Source organism: Mycolicibacterium chlorophenolicum (genome assembly GCF_001044235.1).
Classification (GTDB): Bacteria; Actinomycetota; Actinomycetes; order Mycobacteriales; family Mycobacteriaceae; genus Mycobacterium; species Mycobacterium chlorophenolicum.
The window spans coordinates 205,542-223,412 of sequence record NZ_JYNL01000023.1; the positions used below are offsets into that span (position 1 = coordinate 205,542).

Sequence of the window (17,871 nt, forward strand, 5' to 3'; positions counted from 1 at the left end):
GGCCCGGCCGGCGACGGCTGGTTGAGGCTGAGTCCGCGCATGCTGCTGGTGCATCCGGTGCACGAAGTTCTTCGCCAGCTGCCGGTGCTGATCGGGTCGCTGGTGCTCGGGTCGACCACGGGCAACCCGTTCTGGACGCTGGCCGGTGTCGGTCTGGTGGTCGGATACGGCATCGCCCGGTGGTTCACGACGTCCTACCGCATCGACGCCGACGAGGTCCGGCTGCGCACCGGCGTGCTGCGGCGCTCCGTGCTCACCCTGCCGCGCAGCCGGATTCGTTCGGTGTCCACTGACGCGCGCCTGCTGCACCGGCTCCTCGGCCTCGCCGTGCTCGAGGTCGGCACCGGACAGCAGGCCGGTGGTGACACGGTGTTCGCGCTGGATGCCGTGCCCGCTCAGGACGTGTCACGCCTGCGCGCCCTTCTGCTCGCGGACTCTCTGGCGCCGCTCGCGGGCGGCCCCGCAACGGGTCCGCCCGGGCAGGTGCTGGCGCGGTGGCACCCGTCCTGGCTGCGTTACAGCCCGCTTTCCGTCACCGGACTGGCGATGATCGCCGCCGCGTTCGGCGTTGTCGCGCAGACGGGAGTGCTTGCTGCGCTGCGTGACTCGCGGGTGGCGCGGTTCGGTGAGGGTGCTGCGCTCGTGCTGGGCGCGATCGGCACGGCGGTGACCGCCGGGCTGGTGGTGCTGATCGCCGCGGTGGTGGTGTCGGTGACTCGGTCACTGCTGACGTACGCGAACCTGGAACTGCGCCGCGACGGGGACGTTCTGCATCTGTCGCACGGCCTGCTGCGCGTGCGGGAGCACACCTTCGACATGCGCAGGCTGCGCGGCGGCACGGTCCGGGAACCGGTGCTGGTGCGACTGTTCGGTGGTGCGCGGCTCGATGCCGTCATGACAGGTGTCGGCGGCGGGGGCGAGGCGTCCCAACTGCTGCCGCCGTGCCCGCGGGCCACCGCCGAGGCCGTCCTCGCCCGGCTGATCGACCAGTCCGATGCGGTGAGCGGCCCGCTCACCGCGCACGGGCCGGCGGCGACGCGGCGGCGCTGGTCGAGGGCGATGGCGCTGCCCGCGGTCCTGGCGGCGGCGCTGTCGGTGACCGCGCTGACATCCGGGGTGCCGTCGTGGGTGTGGCCGGTACTCGCGGTCGTGACGGTCGGCGGCGGGTTGCTCGCCACTGACCGGTCGCGCTCCCTCGGGCACCGGGTCGGCGACGGCTGGCTGGTGACGCGGGCGGGCAGCGTCACGCGGCACCGCCACTGTGTGGCGGCGGCGGGCATCGTGGCGTGGACCGTTCGTCAGACCGTCATGCAACGCCGCGCGGGAGTGGCCACCCTGGTCGCCGCGACGGCGGCCGGCGTCAAGCGCTATGAGCTCCTCGACGTGCCCGCCGACACCGCGTGGTCGATCGCGGCGACGGCGTCGCCGTGGCTGACCTCGTCCGATTGGGCCCGCGCCGCGGGCTGAGAACCGCCGGGCCCGAGTTGCGCTGCATCGGCGGCCGTTTACTGTCGCACCATGGCGATCGGTGGAGTGCTCTTCGACATCGATGGCGTCCTGGTGACCTCGTGGCAGCCGATCCCGGGCGCGGCCGACACCTTGCGCACGCTCGCGGAGAACCAGGTGGCGTGCGCCTACCTGACCAACACGACCACCCGCACCCGGGTGCAGATCGCCGAACTGCTGACCGAGGCGGGCATGGCGGTGCGCGCCGACGAGGTGATCACCGCCGCGGTGCTGACCGCCGACTACGTCCGCGATCGCTACCCCGACGCGCGGTGCTTCCTGGTCAACAGCGGGCAGATCGGCGAGGACATGCCCGGCCTCGATCTCGTGTACTCGACGGAGTTCACCGGTCCGCGGGCACCCGAGGCGCCGGACGTCGTGCTGCTCGGCGGCGCCGGACCCGAGTACACCCACCTGACGCTGTCCTGGGTGTACGACTGGATGGCCCAGGGGGTCCCGGTGGTCGCCATGCACCGCAGCACCGCGTGGACCACGACCGACGGGCTGCGGGTGGACACCGGCATGTACCTGATCGGTATGGAGGAGACCTCCGGACGCAAGGCCACCGCGGTGGGCAAGCCGGCGCCCGAGGGCTTCCTGTCCGCCGCGAGCCGGCTCGGCGTCGACCCCGACGAGATGTACATGATCGGCGACGATCTGAACAACGATGTCCTCGCCGCCCAGGTGGTGGGGATGACCGGCGTGCTGGTGCGCACCGGCAAGTTCCGACAGGACACGCTGGACCGTTGGGCTGCAGACGAATTCGCGATGCAACCCAACCACGTCATCGACTCGGTGGCCGACCTGCCGGCGCTGCTCGGCCTGTAGCGATGAATTCCCGGGCCCCGCGGAGTCGGACCTGCATGACCGAAACACTCATCGTCACCACCGTTGTCGACGTCGAACCTGCCGCGGTGTTCGCGGTGCTGGCCGACCCCGCGAACCATGCCGCCATCGACGGGACCGGGTGGGTGCGCGAATCCCTCGACGGGGAACCGCTCACCGCGGAGGGACAGATCTTCCGGATCGCGATGTACCACGACAACCACCCCGACGGGCGCTACGAGATGGCCAACAAGGTGATCGCCTACGAACCGGACCGGACCATCGCCTGGGAGCCCGGACAGGAGGGCGAGGACGGCCGGCTCGAATTCGGTGGCTGGACATGGCGATACGACCTCGACGCCACCGGTCCCGGACAGACCCGTGTCGTGCTCACCTACGACTGGTCGGGCGTTCCCGGGGAGTTGCGACAGCACATCGCCTTCCCGCCGTTCCCCACCAGCCACCTGGAGAACTCGTTGGCGAATCTGGCGAAGCTGGCCTCAGGCCGTCAGTTCGCGCTGTAGCACCCGGACCGCCTCGATGCGCTCCGCCAGTTGTTCGCGGGTGGCCGCGGCGACGGGCGGGCCCCCGCACCGCCGGCGCAGTTCGTTGTGGATCCAGCCGTGCGGCCTGCCGGTGCGGTGGTGCGCCAGCGAGACCAGCGTGTTGAGCTCGCGGCGCAACTCCCGCAACTGCCCGTGGGTGGTCGTCGGCACCACCGCGCCCGACTCCGTGCGCTTCTGCAACTGCTCATCCTGCCTGCGGCGCAACAGGTCTCGCATCGAGTTGGCATCGAGCAGGCCCGGGATACCGAGGTAGTCGGCCTCCTCGTCGCTGCCGGCAGGTGTCGCGGTCCCGAACGAGGCGCCGTCGAAGATCACCTGATCGAGTTCGGCGTCGGCGCCGAGATATTCGATCTTGCCTTCGCCGTCGTCGGGCTCGTCACGCTTCTGCTCGGCCAGTTCAGCGTCGAGCGGGTCGTCGAGCGTCTCGCGGTGCGGCTTGCCGAGCACGTGGTTGCGCTGCGCCTCCATCTCCGAGGCGAGCATCAGCAGATTGGGCACCGAGGGCAGGAAGATGCTCGCGGTCTCACCGGGCCGGCGGGACCGCACGAAGCGGCCGATCGCCTGCGCGAAGAACAGCGGCGTGGACGCGCTGGTCGCGTAGACGCCGACCGCCAACCGCGGCACGTCGACCCCTTCGGAGACCATGCGCACCGCCACCAGCCATCGCGACGTGCCGGCGGAGAACTGCGAGATCCGGTCCGATGCGCCCTTGTCGTCGGAGAGCACCACCGTGGGCGCCTCGCCGGTGATCGTGGTCAGCAGGTCGGCGTAGGCGCGGGCCGCCGTCTGGTCCGAGGCGATGATCATGCCGCCGGCGTCGGGCACGTGCTGGCGCAGGCCGCGCAGCCGGGTGTCGGCGGCGGCGATCACCGCGGGCATCCACTGTCCCGCCGGGTTGAGCGCGGTCTTCCACGCCCGCGCGGTCTGCTCAGCGGTCAGCGGCTCCCCGAGGCGCGCGGCATGCTCCTCGCCCGCGCTGTCGCGCCAACGGGCCTCACCGGAGTACGCCATGAACATCACGGGCCGCACCACGCCGTCGGCCAGCGCGTCGGAGTAGCCGTAGGTGTGGTCGGCCTTCGAACGCATCAGGCCTTCGTGGTCGGGCTCGTAGGTGACGAACGGGATCGCGCTGTCGTCACTGCGGAACGGTGTCCCGGTCAGCGCGAGGCGTCGCGTGGCATCGTCGAATGCCTCCCGGATCGCGTCGCCCCAACTCTTGGCGTCGCCGCCGTGATGGATCTCGTCGAACACGACGAGCGTCTTGCGGTTCTCGGTGCGCACCCGGTGCCGGGACGGGTGGCTGGCCACCTGGGCATAGGTGACGACGACGCCGTGGTACTCCGAGGAGGTCTGGGAGTTCGAGTTGGAGAACTTCGGGTCCAGCGCGATGCCCTGCCGCGCGGCCGCCTGCGCCCACTGGATCTTGAGGTGCTCGGTGGGCACGACGATCGTGACGGCCTCGACGGTGCGCTGCGCCAGCAGCTCGGCGACGATGCGCAGAGCGAAGGTGGTCTTGCCCGAGCCAGGCGTGGCGACGGCGAGAAAGTCGCGCGGCTGGGCGGACAGGTATTTCACCAGCGCCCGTCGCTGCCAGCCTCGAAGCGTCTGGGAGCTGGGCGCTGCTTCAGCCCGCACCCATGACTCCCCTCAGGCTGAATTGCCGTCTGCGACAGCGTGACCGAATCGCAGTCTAGGGCAGGCCCTTCCGTGGCCGCATCTTCGCGGCGTGTCCGCGGGTCGGCGTGTCTGTCGGCTACTCGACGAAGTGGTTGTCGTTCTTGACGAACCACTCGCGGCGTTCGTCGTCGGTGAGCTCGCCGAGCTGGGCCAATCCCTCGAAGTAGTGCTCGCGCGGCGCGCCCGGGGCGAACAGCATCAGCATCGTCGCGGCCTCGTCGGCCTCGTTGCGGAAGCCGTGGATGCCGCCCGGCGGCACGTACAGGAAGTCTCCCGGTCGGCCGTCGGCCCACTCGGTGCCGTTGTACAGCGACACCGTGCCCGACAGCAGGTAGAACGCCTCGGACATGCCGCGATGGAAGTGCGGACCGGGACCGCCGCCCCGCGGCGCGATCCGCACGCGGTACAGGCCGTAGTCGCCGTTCGTCGCGTCCTGGCCGGCCAGGTAGTGGTACTGCACGACACCGAACGAGTCGTAGTCGGGCGGCTCGTCACCGCGCTTGAGCCGGGCGCTCACCTCGGGCTGGTCGGCGGTGTAGCGCGGCGGGGGATAGGGCGGTACCTGCCTGACATCCCACAACGACACATTTCGCAGGATAACGAGCTCTCAACGGGGCCGGGCGTGCCACGCTGACCGTGGAATGGCCGGAGCACGTAGGACTTTTGTCGCGGTCACCGCCGTGGCGGCGGTGCTGCTGGTCGGTGGCGCCGTCGGCAGGCCGGTCAGTGCCGCCGACGAGGCGGTCCTGATCCCGGGAGCCACGCTCTTCAAGAGGATCGACCCGTTCTACCCGATCATCGCCAGGAGCTATCCGAAGATCGGCATCCACCTGCACGACGATGACGACCCGGTGGTCGTCGACTACTCGCAGAATCCGTTCGCCACCGACCGCGCACTGGCGCAGGGGGTCGAGCGGGCCGGCGCAGCCGTGCGCGCGGCCGACGGTCCGGTCATCGTGATCGGCGAATCGATGGGCAGCATGGTCGCCGCGCGGCTGGCCGCCGAGCTGGCCGCCGGGACGGACCCGCCCGCGCCGAGTGACGTCAGGTTCGTGCTCATCGCGTCCCCGGAGGCCGGTGTCGCGAAGTGGTTCCGGGAGGGCGCCCGCATCCCGTTGGTGAAATACACGGACCGTCGCATTCCGGTGACGCCGTATCCGACCGCGGTGGTGACGGGTGAATACGACCCGTGGGCCGATCCGCCCGATCGCCCGTGGAACCTCGTCGCCGACGCCAATGCGCTGATGGGAATGATCTACGTCCACGGCCCGCCCAGCTGGGACGTGAACCTGTCGGACATTCCACCCGAGAACACCACCGTCGACGGCACGGTCACCACCTACTTCGTGCCGACCGAGCACCTGCCGCTGACCCGGCCGCTACGCGACCTCGGCGTGCCCGACCGGCTCGTGGACGCGGCCGACGAGATCCTTCGTCCGCTCGTCGACGCCGGCTACCGCCGCCACGATCAGCCCGGCGACCGTCGTCCGTACCTGTCGGACGGCAGGATTCGCCGTGCCCCCCGGATCCCCGACGTCACGACAGCGGGTACGCGACCCCCGTCAGCTCCTCCGACACCGTCCACAACCGACGCTGCAGCGCCTCGTCGTGGGACTGCCGACTCGACGAGACCACCTTCGGGTAGCCGCGTAGCTCGAAAGGTCCCGACGGACCGTAGTACTGACCGCCCTGGGCGGAAGGATCGGTGGCGGCTCGCAGGGTCGGCAGGGCTCCCATCGCCGCACTCTGCGACACCGCCCGGAACACAGGATTCAGCAGCGGCAGGTGTCGGCCGAGTTCGGTATTCGACCCGCCCGGATGTGCCGCGAGCGCGGCCGTCGACGAGCGGGCGCCGCTCAGTCGCCGCTGCAGCTCATAGGTGAACAGCAGGTTGGCGAGCTTGGACTGGCCGTAGGCGACGACGCGGTTGTAGTTGCGCTCGAGCTGCAGGTCGTCGAAGTGGATGCCGGCCCGGATGCGGTGCCCGACGCTGCTGACGGTGACGATGCGACCGGCCGGGGCGGCCGTCACCCGGTCCAGGAGCAGCCCTGTGAGGGCGAAGTGGCCGAGGTGGTTCGTGCCGAACTGCAGCTCGAAGCCCTCCGCGGTCTGCTGGCGCGGCGTGTACATCACGCCGGCGTTGTTGATGAGCAGGTCGATGGTGGGGTGGTCGCTCGCGAGCTGGTCGGCCGCGGCGCGCACCGAGGCCAGCGAGCTGAGGTCGAGCTCCTGGAGTTCGACGGTCGCCTCGGGCGCCGTCTGCTGGATGTGACGGACTGCCTCCTTGCCCTTGTCGAGGTTGCGCACCGCCAGTACGACGCGCGCGCCCTTGGCGGCCAGTGCGGCCGCGGTCTCGTAGCCGAGCCCGGTGTTGGCGCCGGTGACCACCGCGGTGCGTCCGGTCTGATCGGGAATGTCGGTCGTGGTCCAGTTCGTCATCAGGGTCTCCTAGAATGCAGTGAAACGGGGCGTTCGCTCCGGTTGTCGATCACTATACGGAACGTACGCCCCGCTTATCTATTCCTGGAGATGTCGCGATGACCCGGCCACTGCGCGCAGACGCCGCGCGCAACCGCGCCCGCGTGCTCGAGGTCGCCTACGACACGTTCGCCGCGGACGGACTCGCGGTGCCGATCGACGAGATCGCCCGGCGCGCGGGCGTCGGCGCCGGCACCGTCTACCGCCACTTCCCGACCAAGGAAGATCTGTTCCGCGCCGTCGTCGAGGACCGCATCCACGGCATCGTCGCCTCGGGTCGGGCCCTGCTCGACGACGCCGCACCCGGAGAGGCGCTGTTCAGCTTCCTGCGGTCCATGGTGCTGCAGTGGGGGGCGACCGACCGCGGGCTCAGCGAGGCGCTCGCCGGGGTGGGCATCGATGTGAACGCCGCGATTCCCGAGGCCGAGAGCGACTTCCTGGACATGCTCGGCGCGCTGTTGCGCGCCGCCCAGGACGCCGGAACAGTGCGCCGCGACGTCGACGTCGCCGACGTCAAGGCGCTGCTGGTCGGGTTGCAGGCGATGCAGGGCTACAACGACGCCGCCGCGGGACGGCTCATCGACGTCGTGCTCGACGGCCTACGCGCTGGGTGAACAGCCTTGCACTCACCCAGGTCGAGTGCTAAGAATGCAGTTGGCACTCGCGACCGGCGAGTGCTAGGTCGGGTCGGTGAGGCCGGGGCCGCATCAGCGAGCACACCCCAGCCGTCCGTCGCGGGCACTGCGCCCGACCAAGACGTGCATCCCCAATCCGGAGGAAACACTTCGCAATGGCCAAGACAATTGCGTATGACGAAGAGGCCCGTCGCGGCCTCGAGCGGGGTCTCAACGCCCTCGCCGACGCGGTAAAGGTGACGCTGGGCCCCAAGGGCCGCAACGTCGTCCTCGAGAAGAAGTGGGGCGCCCCCACGATCACCAACGATGGTGTGTCCATCGCCAAGGAGATCGAGCTCGAGGATCCGTACGAGAAGATCGGCGCCGAGCTGGTCAAGGAAGTCGCCAAGAAGACCGACGACGTCGCGGGTGACGGCACCACCACCGCCACCGTGCTGGCCCAGGCATTGGTCCGTGAGGGCCTGCGCAACGTGGCTGCCGGCGCCAACCCGCTCGGCCTCAAGCGCGGCATCGAGAAGGCCGTCGAGAAGGTCACCGAGACGCTGCTGAAGTCGGCCAAGGAGGTCGAGACCAAGGAGCAGATCGCTGCCACCGCCGCGATCTCCGCCGGCGACACCCAGATCGGCGAGCTCATCGCCGAGGCCATGGACAAGGTCGGCAACGAGGGTGTCATCACCGTCGAGGAGTCGAACACCTTCGGCCTGCAGCTCGAGCTCACCGAGGGCATGCGCTTCGACAAGGGCTACATCTCGGGGTACTTCGTGACCGACGCCGAGCGTCAGGAAGCGGTGCTCGAGGATCCCTACATCCTGCTGGTCAGCTCCAAGGTGTCGACCGTCAAGGATCTGCTGCCGCTGCTGGAGAAGGTCATCCAGGCCGGCAAGCCGCTGCTGATCATCGCCGAGGACGTCGAGGGCGAAGCCCTGTCGACCCTGGTGGTCAACAAGATCCGCGGCACCTTCAAGTCCGTCGCCGTCAAGGCCCCGGGCTTCGGTGACCGCCGCAAGGCGATGCTGCAGGACATGGCCATCCTCACCGGTGGCCAGGTCGTCAGCGAAGAGGTCGGCCTCTCGCTCGAGACCGCCGACATCTCGCTGCTGGGCCAGGCCCGCAAGGTCGTCGTGACCAAGGACGAGACCACCATCGTCGAGGGCGCCGGTGACTCCGACGCCATCGCCGGCCGGGTGGCTCAGATCCGCGCCGAGATCGAGAACAGCGACTCCGACTACGACCGCGAGAAGCTGCAGGAGCGCCTGGCCAAGCTGGCCGGCGGTGTTGCGGTGATCAAGGCCGGAGCTGCCACCGAGGTGGAGCTCAAGGAGCGCAAGCACCGCATCGAGGACGCCGTCCGCAACGCGAAGGCCGCCGTCGAGGAGGGCATCGTCGCCGGTGGCGGCGTGGCCCTGCTGCAGTCGGCTCCGTCGCTGGACGAGCTCAACCTGACCGGTGACGAGGCCACCGGCGCCAACATCGTGCGTGTCGCGCTGTCGGCTCCGCTGAAGCAGATCGCCTTCAACGGTGGTCTGGAGCCTGGCGTCGTCGCGGAGAAGGTCACCAACTCGCCCGCCGGCACCGGCCTCAACGCCGCCACCGGTGAGTACGAGGACCTGCTCAAGGCCGGCGTCGCCGACCCGGTGAAGGTCACCCGCTCGGCGCTGCAGAACGCGGCGTCCATCGCGGCGCTGTTCCTCACCACCGAGGCCGTCGTCGCCGACAAGCCGGAGAAGGCCGCCGCACCTGCCGGCGACCCGACCGGTGGCATGGGCGGTATGGACTTCTAAGTCCTGCTACTACGAAAGCCCCGGCTCGCTTGGCGAGCCGGGGCTTTTCGTTGTCCCGAATGTGGGACCTGTGCACAGGCTCGGGCGGAAATGCGTGCGCAGGGCCCACAGTCGTCGGAGGTGTCCGCGAATCTGCGGCCATGGAACCATTTCTCGGCAGCGCCGCAGTGCGCCGCGGTCTGTTGAGTCGTCGGGGGCTCGCCCGCGGTCACCGGGCGCTGTATCGCGATGTCTATGTACCAAACGACGTCGAACTGACGGCTCAGATCCGCGCGCAGGCCGCGTGGCTCGCCACCGGCGCGCCATTGTGCGGTGTGTCGGCCGCGGCGGTACTCGGCACGAAGTGGATCGATCCCTCGACTCCGGTCCAGATACTGCGCGCCGATCGCCATGCGCCGCCAGGCATCACGGTCCACACCTGGAGTGTTGCGCCCGACGAGGTGTGCCTCAGGGGTGGCGTGGACACGACCACACCGGCCCGCACGGCGTTCGACCTCGGCCGAACGCTTCCGGAGCGTCGCGCGATTCCGATGGTGGACGCGCTGATGAACGCGACACGGGTCAGCGTCGCCGAGGTGCTCGCCGTCGCAGATGCCCACCCGGGCGTTCGGGGCGCGGCGAGGCTGCGGCGGATTCTGGGCCTCGTGGACGGCGGTGCCGAGTCGCCGCAGGAGACCCGGCTCCGGCTGATCGTGGTCCGCGGTGGGCTGCCCCGGCCCGAGACGCAGATCGAGTTCCGGGATCTGCGGATCCGGGTCGACATGGGATGGCGTGACTGGAAGGTCGCCGTCGAGTACGACGGCGCCCAGCACTGGACCGATCGCCGGCAGCGCTCCTGGGACATCGACCGCATCGCACTGTTGGAAGAGGCGGGATGGGTGGTGATCCGCGTGAGCGCCGAGATGCTGGACCGACCCGACGTCGTGCTCGAGCGGATCCGGTCGCGACTCCGCGCTGCAGGGTGCCCCGTCTGAATCACGACTGTGGGTCCTGTGCACAGATTCGGGCGGAAAAGCGTGCACAGGACCCACACTCGGCGCAGCCGCGTGGATGAAATGGCCGCGCCGGTGGGTTCACCTCTGACATGACCACGATGACGGCGATCGGGGCCTTCGCGGCCGACTCCCTCGACGACAGCCTGCGCGACGTCACCGTCGACGTCCCCGAACTGCGTCCGCGTGACGTGCTGGTGCGTGTGCACGCGGTGTCGGTGAATCCGGTGGACGTGAAACAACGCGCCGCACTGACGAAGTCGGGCCGGCCGAAGATCCTCGGGTACGACGCGGCCGGCGTGGTCGAGGCGGTCGGGCCGGACGTGACGACGCTGTCGGTCGGCGACGAGGTCTGGTACGCCGGCGACATCACCCGGCCCGGCAGCAACGCCGAGCTGCAGGCGGTCGACGAGCGGATCGTGTCGCGCAAGCCGCAATCGCTGTCGTTCGCGGACGCGGCGGCGCTGCCGCTGACCACGATCACCGCCTGGGAGTCGCTATTCGACCGCTTCGGGTTGACCTCGGAGTCGACGGGCGACCTGCTGGTGCTCGGCGGCGCCGGCGGCGTGGGCTCGATCATGATCCAGTTGGCGAAGGCGCTGACGGGCGTGCGGGTGATCGCCACGGCGAGCCGCGACGAGTCCCGGAAGTGGGCGCAGCAGATGGGCGCCGACCTCGTGGTGAACCACCATCATCTGCGCGATGAGACACTCGCCGCGGTGCCCGGTGGCGTCGAGTACCTGTTCTCACCGCACTCTGCGGGCAACATCGACGACTACGAGGCGATCGTCCGACCGTTCGGCCACATCACCGCGATCGACGAACCCGAGGGCCTCGAACTGGTCGGGCTGAAGGCCAAGAGCATCGCCTGGCATTGGGAGCTGATGTTCACCCGGGCGATGTTCGAGACGCCGGACATGATCGAGCAGCAGCGGCTCCTGGCCCGCACCGCAGAGCTGGTCGATCAGGGAACACTGCGCACCACGGTCACCACGACGATCAACGACTTCTCGGCGGCCGGTCTGATCGAGGCGCATCGCGATGTCGAGTCGGGCCGGATGACGGGCAAGGTCGTCGTCACTCGCTGAGCGGCGTGGGCTTGCGGTGCAGTCAGAGGCTCTGCAGCAGTTGAGCGAGCGTGGATTTCAGCGCGGCGGTGTCGGCGCGGGACAGGCCGGCGGTGACGTCGTGCTCGACCTGTTCGGCCAGGGCGGCGGCACGGCGCAGTGTTCGGCTGCCCTGAGCGGTGAGCTGCAGACGGCGGTTGCGTCGATCGTCGGGGGACACCGCCTGCTTGATGAGCTTCCGGTCCGACAGGTCGGTGACGAGTTGGCTCATCGTCGTGCGGTCGATACGGAGCCGTTGGCTGGCCTCGGTCTGTGTGACACCGGGCTGGTGGCCGATGAGCAGGAGCACCCCGAAGACGCGGGGATGCAGGTTCAGCGGGGCGAGCGCGGCCGCGGTGCGATCCCGCACGATGACGGCGGCCTGGTTGAGCAGGAAGCCCAGCGCCGTCTCGGGCCGGTCGATGACTGGATCCGCGGGATGTGCCGTCGCCATCGCAGCACCCTATCGCCCGCGTGATCCTCAGTATCACAAACGATCAGCATGAGTGAGTATCTGTGGGTATCGTGACGGCCATGGCAGGTGTGATCGGCAAGGTCGCGATCGTGACCGCAGCCAGTCGTGGGATCGGCCGGGCGGTGGCCCTGACTCTCGGACGGCGCGGCGCGTCGGTGGTGGTCAACTATCACGGGAACGCCGGGAAGGCGCAGGAAGTCGTCGAAGCGATCGAGGCGTCCGGCGGCGCCGCGGTGGCCGTCCAGGGTTCGGTCGCCCGTCGCGACGATGTCGTGCGTCTCTTCGATGCCGCGGACGAGGCGTTCGGAGGCGTCGACATCGTCGTGAACGTGGCCGGCGACTTCATCGAGAAACCGGTCGCCGAGATCACCGACGATGACGTCGACCGGGTCCTCGCTATCAATCTGCGTGGCGCGCTCTACGTGTTGAGCGAGGCGGCCCGCAGGGTCCGTGAGGGGGGTCGGATCCTGCACACGTCGTCCGGTGCGACGGAGGCTCCGCACGCCGGCGGCGGCCTCTACGCGGCATCCAAGGCCGCCGCAGAACGCATCGCGTTCGCCCTGGCCAAGGAACTCGGTCCCCGCCGCATCACCGTCAACGTGGTCTCTCCGGGCGTGACGCAGACCGACGGTCTGGTCGCCTCCGACGCCCTGCGGGAGCGACTGATCGCCGAGACGCCGCTCGCGCGGCTCGGACAACCCCAGGAGGTCGCCGAGGCGTTCGCCTTCCTCGCCAGCGACGAGGGTGGATGGGTCAACGGGCAGCTGATCCGGGTCAACGGCGGCGTGCTGTGACGACGGCCGAGCAGGCGCGGGCGCTCATCGGCTCCTTCGCCGAGGCCCTCAACCGGCGCGACGCCTCCGCGCTGGCGTCGCTGTTCACCGAGGACGCGGACTTCGTCGACTTCCGCGGCCACTGGTTGCGGGGGCGGCCCGCGATCCGCGACGGCCACATCCGGGCGTTCGACGGTCTCCTGGCGGCGGGCACGACGACATGGCGCGACGTGACGGTGGACGATCTCGGCCACGGTCTGCTCGTCTGCCACGGGCTGTGGACGATTGCGGCACACGAGCACCCCGACGGTTCGCACGTCCCGGAGCGCCAGGGTGTCATCACGTTCCTGATCGAATCGACGGCGGACGGCCTGCGCATCCGTGCCGGGCAGAACACCGAGCAGACCTAGCGGCTGGGCGAATGCCGGTCGCGGTTGGATGGACGCATGGCCCTCCCTGAACCCTCAGCCCCGTCCACCGCGGTCGTCACTGGAGCCTCGTCGGGCATCGGCGCCGACCTTGCGCGGGAACTCGTCGAGCGCGGGCACGGCGTCACGCTCGTCGCCCGCCGCGAAGAGCGCTTGCGCGCACTCGCTGACGAACTGTCCGGATCGGTGCGCGTCGAGGTGATCGGTTGTGACGTCGCCGATCCCGCTGCGCGCGCCGGGCTGTTCCCCGAGATCGAGCGGCGCGGCCTGACCGTCGACATCCTCGTCAACAACGCGGGCGTCGGCACCATCGGACCGGTCGTGGGCTCGACGCCCGAAGCCGAGGTGGCCCAGGTCCGCGTCAACGTCGAGGCGCTGATCGACCTGACCACGCGGGCGGTGCAGCAGATGGTGCCCCGCGGCCGCGGCGCGATCCTCAACGTCGGCTCCACCGCGGGCTTCCAGCCGTTCCCCGGGCAGGCGGGCTACGCGGCGACCAAGGCGTTCGTCCGGTCCTACACCGACGGGCTGCGCGGCGAACTCGCCGGCACCGGCGTCACCGTCGCCGCGCTGCATCCGGGCCCGGTGCGCACCGAGTTCCTCCAGGTCGCCGGCATGGACGAGCGGACGTTCGCCGACGCGTTCCCGAAGTTCATGTGGGTGCCGTCCCGCGAGGTGGCCCGGGAGGGCATCGAGGCGCTGGCCCACGATCGCGGCGGTGTGATCCCCGGCGTGCCGAACAAGATCAGCACGAAGATCTTCGAGTTGCTGCCCCGCACGCTGCTGCTGCCGTTGCTCAAGAGCCAGCACCCCGCGCTGCGTCGCTCACACTGACGACACGTGGGGCTTGACGTCCTCCATCACCCACTGCGCGTAGTCGAGATAAGCGTCCACGCCTCCGACGGCGGGGATGGGCACCGAAGTCATGGTCACGCCGAGGTCGCTGAGCCGGCCGACCGCGTCGATGAGTTCCTCGGTGCCCATCCCCGGACGCTGATCGGGGTCATCGATCACGACATGCCCCTCACCGATCAGCGAGGTGCCCAGTCCGTAGCAGACTTCGAAGGGTCGGCCGCCGAACGTCGGCTGGGACTTGATGTAGTCGATCCTCGCGGGGATCTGCTTCAGTGGTGTCAGGAACGGGATCCACCCGGACGCGAAGCGCGCGGCGCGCCGCAACGGCGCATCGGCGTCGCCGCCGATCCAGATCGGAATATGCGGGCGCTGGACCGGTTTGGGCGCGAACGCTGCGTCGCTGAAGCGGACGTGCGTGCCCTCGAAGCGCGGCGAGTCACTTGTCCACAGCTCGATGATCGCTGCGAGGTACTCGTCGGCGATCTCGCCGCGCTTGTGGAAGTCGACGCCGAGCAGTCGGAATTCCTCGGGATCCCAACCGACGCCGAAGGTCACCATGATGCGACCGCCGCTCATCCAGTCCGCGGTCGCCAACGCCTTGGCCAGCACGACGGGATGCTGCAGGGGTAGCAGCGTGACGCACGAGTTGATCGGGATCCGCGTGGTCGCGCCGGCGAGGAACGACTGCGCGACCGTCGAGTGGAAGTAGTGCGGACCGCTGAGCGCGACGTGGCTGTCGGGCACCAGGAAGTGCTCCGGCACCGCGATCATGTCGTAGCCCAGTTCCTCTGCGCAGCGGGCCATCCGCGCCTGGTCGGCTCCGGTGACGTCGTATTCCCACTGCTGCACAAGGGCTTTGAGCTCCATGGAGTGGGGCATGTTGAAGCAGAACTTCATGGACTCATCGCCTCCTGGGCAAGAGTGCCCGCCTGATCGGCGGTGAGGTGGCCCGCGACAAAAAGCCACCTCAGAGTGTCGCGTAGCGTTTCGGCGGGGTCGCGAAACGTGATGCCCAGTTCGCGGGTGGTGGCCGAGGCGTCGGCACCGGGCCATCCGGTGGTGACGTCCATGCCCTCGCGAGTGAGGGGAAAGTCGAAGTCGTACAGCCGTTTCACCACGTCGCCGACGCTGCCCGCTGCCCGCAGTACGGCCCCCGGGACCCGCATGCGGCGCGGATGTGTCCCGGTCAGGGTGCAGCAGAGGTCGTAGAGCAGCGACCATGACAGCATCGGCGAGGCCGCTACGTAGCGGTGCGGGCCGGGCGGCAACTCGAGCAGGGTGACAAGCAGGGCGGCGAGGTCCCGCACATCGACGATCTGCATTCCGCCTGAGGTCAGCACGAAGACTGACGTCATGAAGGACTTCAGTCCGGCGGTCATGGCACTCAAGCCGGGGTCGTCGGGGCCTATGATGCCGGCGGGATAGCAGACGCCCACGGGTGCGCCGGCGTCCTGCAACCCGCGAACATACCGTTCTGCGGCGGCCTTCGACCGGGCGTAGGCCGATGCGCCGTCGACGATGGGCGACGACGCCGACATCGGGGGACCGTTACGGACGAGGAACACCGACAGAGACGAGACGTGGACGATGCTCGGTATCCCGCGCCGCACTGCGCCGCCGACGACGATCTCCACCCCGCGGGTGTTCGCCTCTTCGACGGCACGAGCCGACCGTCGCCGCAGATCGACCACTGCAGCGGTGTGGATCACACCGTGGCAACCGTCGAACGCGGCCTCGACAGCGTCACCGTCGGTCATGTCGGCGGCGACGACATCGTCGGGAGAGTAACCGCGCAGAGGAAAGACCTGCCCGACTTTGGCCGGGTCGCGCACCATGAGCCGGACCTGATGCCCCGCAGCGGCCAGTGCGGCCGCCGTGTGAGAACCGGTGAAGCCCGTGCCGCCGGTGACGAGCACCTTCACGGCTCGAGTGTAGAACCGCAGTGCTGCGCGAATCCCGTTTTTCGAGCAGCCTTGGCGACAGAACCGTTACTACGCTTGCTGTTTCAACTAGACGTACTACGCAGGCCGGGGCGCCGGGCGGCGACCCCTGATCAGCTTCCCGGGCCGGGCCTGCGTCGGCGCACCGTTCTCGGCGATCACCTCGCCCGAGACGATGGTGGCGACGTAGCCGTCGGCGGACTGGTCCAACCGGCGCCCGCCCGCAGGCAGGTCGTTGACCACGACCGGCCGATGCAACCGCAGCGCCGCCGCGTCGATGACGTTCAGGTCGGCCTTGTAGCCCACCGCGATCCGGCCGCGGTCGGCCAGCCCTGCCACCTTCGCCGGCACCGAGGTCAGCTCGCGCACCGCCTCCGCCACCGTCAGCCGGCCGGTCGGCCTGTCGCGGACCCAGTGCGTCAGCATGTAGGTGGGAAAGCTTGCGTCGCAGATCATCCCGTAGTGCGCCCCGCCGTCGCCGAGACCCAGCACCACGTCGTCGCGGTGGATCAGCTCCGCGACGGTGTCCAGCGAACCGTCGCGGAAGTTGGCCAACGTGACGAGGAGCATCGCGTGCCCGTCGTCGTCGAGCAGGCGGTCGTAGGCCTCCTCGGCCGGGCTCACGCCGCGGGCCCGCGCCCTCGCACCGATCGAATCCGACGGTGACGGTTCGTAATTCGGCGGATCACCGAGCGGGAACATGTAGTTCCACGCCTGCGCGGCGAACATCAGCGGATGCCCGTCGGAGGCCGGGGTGTCGGTCAGGATGCGTTCCCGCACTTCGGGTTTGCGCATCTCGGCCACCCGTTCGGCCAGTGGCAGGTCCGCGAGCGCCTGGTAGGACGGGTACATCACGAAGGGATTGCCCGACAGGTCGAGGCCGAGCACCAGCCCGATGGGGCGCGGGAAGATCTGAGCGGTTACTTGAGGACCGCCGACCCCGACGTTCTTGTTGGCCTTCTCGACCATCCGCAGCGCGTCGAGGAAGAACGGATCCCCGGCGTTGCCGATCGCCAGCGTGAACGTCACCGGCAGCCCGACGTCGGCGGCCACGTCGAAGACCGTGCGCAGCGCCGGCTCGTAGTCCCCGGCCATCAGGTCGGGCACGAACTGGATCAGGCCGCCGCCTGCGTCGTCGACGCCGCGCGCGATCGCCTCGATCTCCGCATAGCCGGCGTCGTAGCTGGGGATCGGGTGGCCGCTCTCGGACTTGTGCAGCGTGAGCCGCGACGACGCGAATCCCAGCGCCCCGGCCTGGACCGCCTCGGCGGCCAGCTTCCGCATCATCGCCAGGTCTTCGGCGGTGGCGGGCTCCCGGTCGACACCGCGCTGTCCCATCACGTAGACCCGCAGCGGGGAATGCGGCAGGAAGGCGGCCACGTCGATGTCGCGACGTCGGGCGTCGACGGCGTCCAGGAACTCCGGGAACGTCTCCCAGTGCCAGGGCAGCCCGTCGACCATCACCACACCGGGGATGTCCTCGACGCCGGCCATCACGTCGACCAGGACGTCGTGGTCCGACGGGCGGCAGGGCGCGAAGCCGACGCCGCAGTTGCCCATCACCGCCGTGGTGACGCCGTGCGCCGAGGACGGGGTCAACCGGTCCGACCAGATCGCCTGGCCGTCGTAGTGGGTGTGCAGGTCGACGAAACCGGGGGTGACGAGCAGGCCGGTCCCGTCGATCTCCCGTGCAGCGGTCTCGCTGACGTCGCCGACGGCGACCACCACGCCGTCGCTGACGGCCACGTCGGCGACGAAGGGTTCGCCGCCCAGGCCGTCGACCACGGTGCCGCCGCGAATGATCAGGTCATGGGTCATCCCCCGAATGTACGGT

Annotated in this window: 17 protein-coding genes and 1 pseudogene; 11 read left to right on the forward strand and 7 right to left on the reverse strand. The window is 69.5% G+C overall.

Translation table 11 applies throughout. The annotated features are described in order from the left end of the window. Positions 1-39: 39 nt before the first annotated feature. The 3 genes from MCHLDSM_RS13140 to MCHLDSM_RS13150 are packed head-to-tail and all read left to right on the forward strand — an operon-like array spanning position 40 to position 2,855. A complete protein-coding gene (locus tag MCHLDSM_RS13140; RefSeq protein WP_082168874.1) occupies positions 40-1,467 on the forward strand; it encodes a PH domain-containing protein in 1,428 nt (475 codons plus the stop codon). Between the two features lie 51 nt (positions 1,468-1,518). Further along, positions 1,519-2,334, forward strand: a complete 816-nt coding sequence (locus MCHLDSM_RS13145; RefSeq protein WP_048470476.1) for an HAD-IIA family hydrolase — start codon at positions 1,519-1,521, stop codon at positions 2,332-2,334. A 35-nt stretch (positions 2,335-2,369) separates the two neighbouring features. After that, positions 2,370-2,855, forward strand: coding sequence for an SRPBCC family protein (locus MCHLDSM_RS13150; RefSeq protein ID WP_048470477.1), 486 nt, complete (start codon positions 2,370-2,372; stop codon positions 2,853-2,855). On the opposite strand, the gene MCHLDSM_RS13155 is transcribed toward MCHLDSM_RS13150, so the two are convergent. Both MCHLDSM_RS13155 and MCHLDSM_RS13160 read right to left on the reverse strand, forming a co-directional pair. Continuing rightward, entirely contained in the window at positions 2,832-4,532 is a 1,701-nt protein-coding gene (locus tag MCHLDSM_RS13155) for a DEAD/DEAH box helicase (RefSeq protein WP_048470478.1), read from the reverse strand. The two genes, MCHLDSM_RS13150 and MCHLDSM_RS13155, sit on opposite strands and share 24 nt — an antisense overlap. 118 nt (positions 4,533-4,650) lie before the next feature. Then, on the reverse strand, positions 4,651-5,160 hold the full coding sequence (locus MCHLDSM_RS13160; RefSeq protein WP_048470479.1) for a cupin domain-containing protein: 510 nt from the start codon (positions 5,158-5,160) through the stop codon (positions 4,651-4,653). Positions 5,161-5,215: 55 nt separating this feature from the next. On the opposite strand from MCHLDSM_RS13160, the pseudogene MCHLDSM_RS36010 reads away from it, so the two are divergent. Then, positions 5,216-5,971: pseudogene (locus MCHLDSM_RS36010) on the forward strand (PE-PPE domain-containing protein); the annotation flags it as partial. A gap of 139 nt (positions 5,972-6,110) precedes the next feature. Here MCHLDSM_RS36010 and MCHLDSM_RS13170 read toward each other — a convergent pair. Next, positions 6,111-7,013 (reverse strand): SDR family NAD(P)-dependent oxidoreductase, encoded by a 903-nt coding sequence (locus MCHLDSM_RS13170; RefSeq protein WP_048470481.1) that lies wholly within the window; start codon positions 7,011-7,013, stop codon positions 6,111-6,113. Between the two features lie 98 nt (positions 7,014-7,111). Here MCHLDSM_RS13170 and MCHLDSM_RS13175 point away from each other — a divergent pair, with 98 nt between their 5' ends. From MCHLDSM_RS13175 to MCHLDSM_RS13190, 4 genes are all read left to right on the forward strand, one after another. Then, entirely contained in the window at positions 7,112-7,666 is a 555-nt protein-coding gene (locus tag MCHLDSM_RS13175; RefSeq protein ID WP_048470482.1) for a TetR/AcrR family transcriptional regulator, read from the forward strand. Between the two features lie 176 nt (positions 7,667-7,842). After that, entirely contained in the window at positions 7,843-9,468 is a 1,626-nt protein-coding gene (gene groL, locus MCHLDSM_RS13180) for a chaperonin GroEL (RefSeq protein WP_048418808.1), read from the forward strand. A gap of 140 nt (positions 9,469-9,608) precedes the next feature. Further along, the gene (locus MCHLDSM_RS13185) at positions 9,609-10,442 is read left to right on the forward strand and encodes an endonuclease domain-containing protein (protein ID WP_048470483.1); all 834 of its coding nucleotides are present in this window, start codon (positions 9,609-9,611) and stop codon (positions 10,440-10,442) included. 110 nt (positions 10,443-10,552) lie between these two features. Further along, positions 10,553-11,548 (forward strand): zinc-binding alcohol dehydrogenase family protein, encoded by a 996-nt coding sequence (locus MCHLDSM_RS13190; protein WP_048470484.1) that lies wholly within the window; start codon positions 10,553-10,555, stop codon positions 11,546-11,548. A 22-nt stretch (positions 11,549-11,570) separates the two neighbouring features. Here MCHLDSM_RS13190 and MCHLDSM_RS13195 read toward each other — a convergent pair whose 3' ends face one another. Continuing rightward, positions 11,571-12,020, reverse strand: a complete 450-nt coding sequence (locus MCHLDSM_RS13195; RefSeq protein ID WP_053082974.1) for a MarR family winged helix-turn-helix transcriptional regulator — start codon at positions 12,018-12,020, stop codon at positions 11,571-11,573. 80 nt (positions 12,021-12,100) lie between these two features. Here MCHLDSM_RS13195 and MCHLDSM_RS13200 point away from each other — a divergent pair, with 80 nt between their 5' ends. Genes MCHLDSM_RS13200 through MCHLDSM_RS13210 form a run of 3 tightly spaced genes read left to right on the forward strand, consistent with a single transcriptional unit; the run spans position 12,101 to position 14,076 of the window. After that, positions 12,101-12,835, forward strand: a complete 735-nt coding sequence (locus MCHLDSM_RS13200) for an SDR family oxidoreductase (RefSeq protein WP_048470687.1) — start codon at positions 12,101-12,103, stop codon at positions 12,833-12,835. Beyond that, positions 12,832-13,224: a YybH family protein gene (locus tag MCHLDSM_RS13205; RefSeq protein ID WP_048470485.1), complete on the forward strand. Its 393-nt coding sequence runs from the start codon at positions 12,832-12,834 to the stop codon at positions 13,222-13,224. The genes MCHLDSM_RS13200 and MCHLDSM_RS13205 overlap by 4 nt, the downstream gene beginning before the upstream one ends. A 36-nt stretch (positions 13,225-13,260) precedes the next feature. After that, complete coding sequence (locus MCHLDSM_RS13210) at positions 13,261-14,076, forward strand: SDR family NAD(P)-dependent oxidoreductase (RefSeq protein WP_048470486.1); 816 nt, start codon at positions 13,261-13,263, stop codon at positions 14,074-14,076. Here the strand turns inward: MCHLDSM_RS13210 and MCHLDSM_RS13215 are convergent. The 3 genes from MCHLDSM_RS13215 to MCHLDSM_RS13225 all read right to left on the reverse strand — a co-directional run bounded on the left by MCHLDSM_RS13215 (position 14,068) and on the right by MCHLDSM_RS13225 (position 17,855). Next, positions 14,068-14,994, reverse strand: coding sequence for a TIGR03619 family F420-dependent LLM class oxidoreductase (locus tag MCHLDSM_RS13215; RefSeq protein ID WP_048470487.1), 927 nt, complete (start codon positions 14,992-14,994; stop codon positions 14,068-14,070). The two genes, MCHLDSM_RS13210 and MCHLDSM_RS13215, sit on opposite strands and share 9 nt — an antisense overlap. Next, entirely contained in the window at positions 14,991-16,019 is a 1,029-nt protein-coding gene (locus tag MCHLDSM_RS13220) for an NAD-dependent epimerase/dehydratase family protein (protein ID WP_048470488.1), read from the reverse strand. The genes MCHLDSM_RS13215 and MCHLDSM_RS13220 overlap by 4 nt, the downstream gene beginning before the upstream one ends. Positions 16,020-16,115: 96 nt before the next feature. Further along, positions 16,116-17,855 (reverse strand): N-acyl-D-amino-acid deacylase family protein, encoded by a 1,740-nt coding sequence (locus MCHLDSM_RS13225; RefSeq protein ID WP_048470489.1) that lies wholly within the window; start codon positions 17,853-17,855, stop codon positions 16,116-16,118. Between the last annotated feature and the right edge of the window lie 16 nt (positions 17,856-17,871).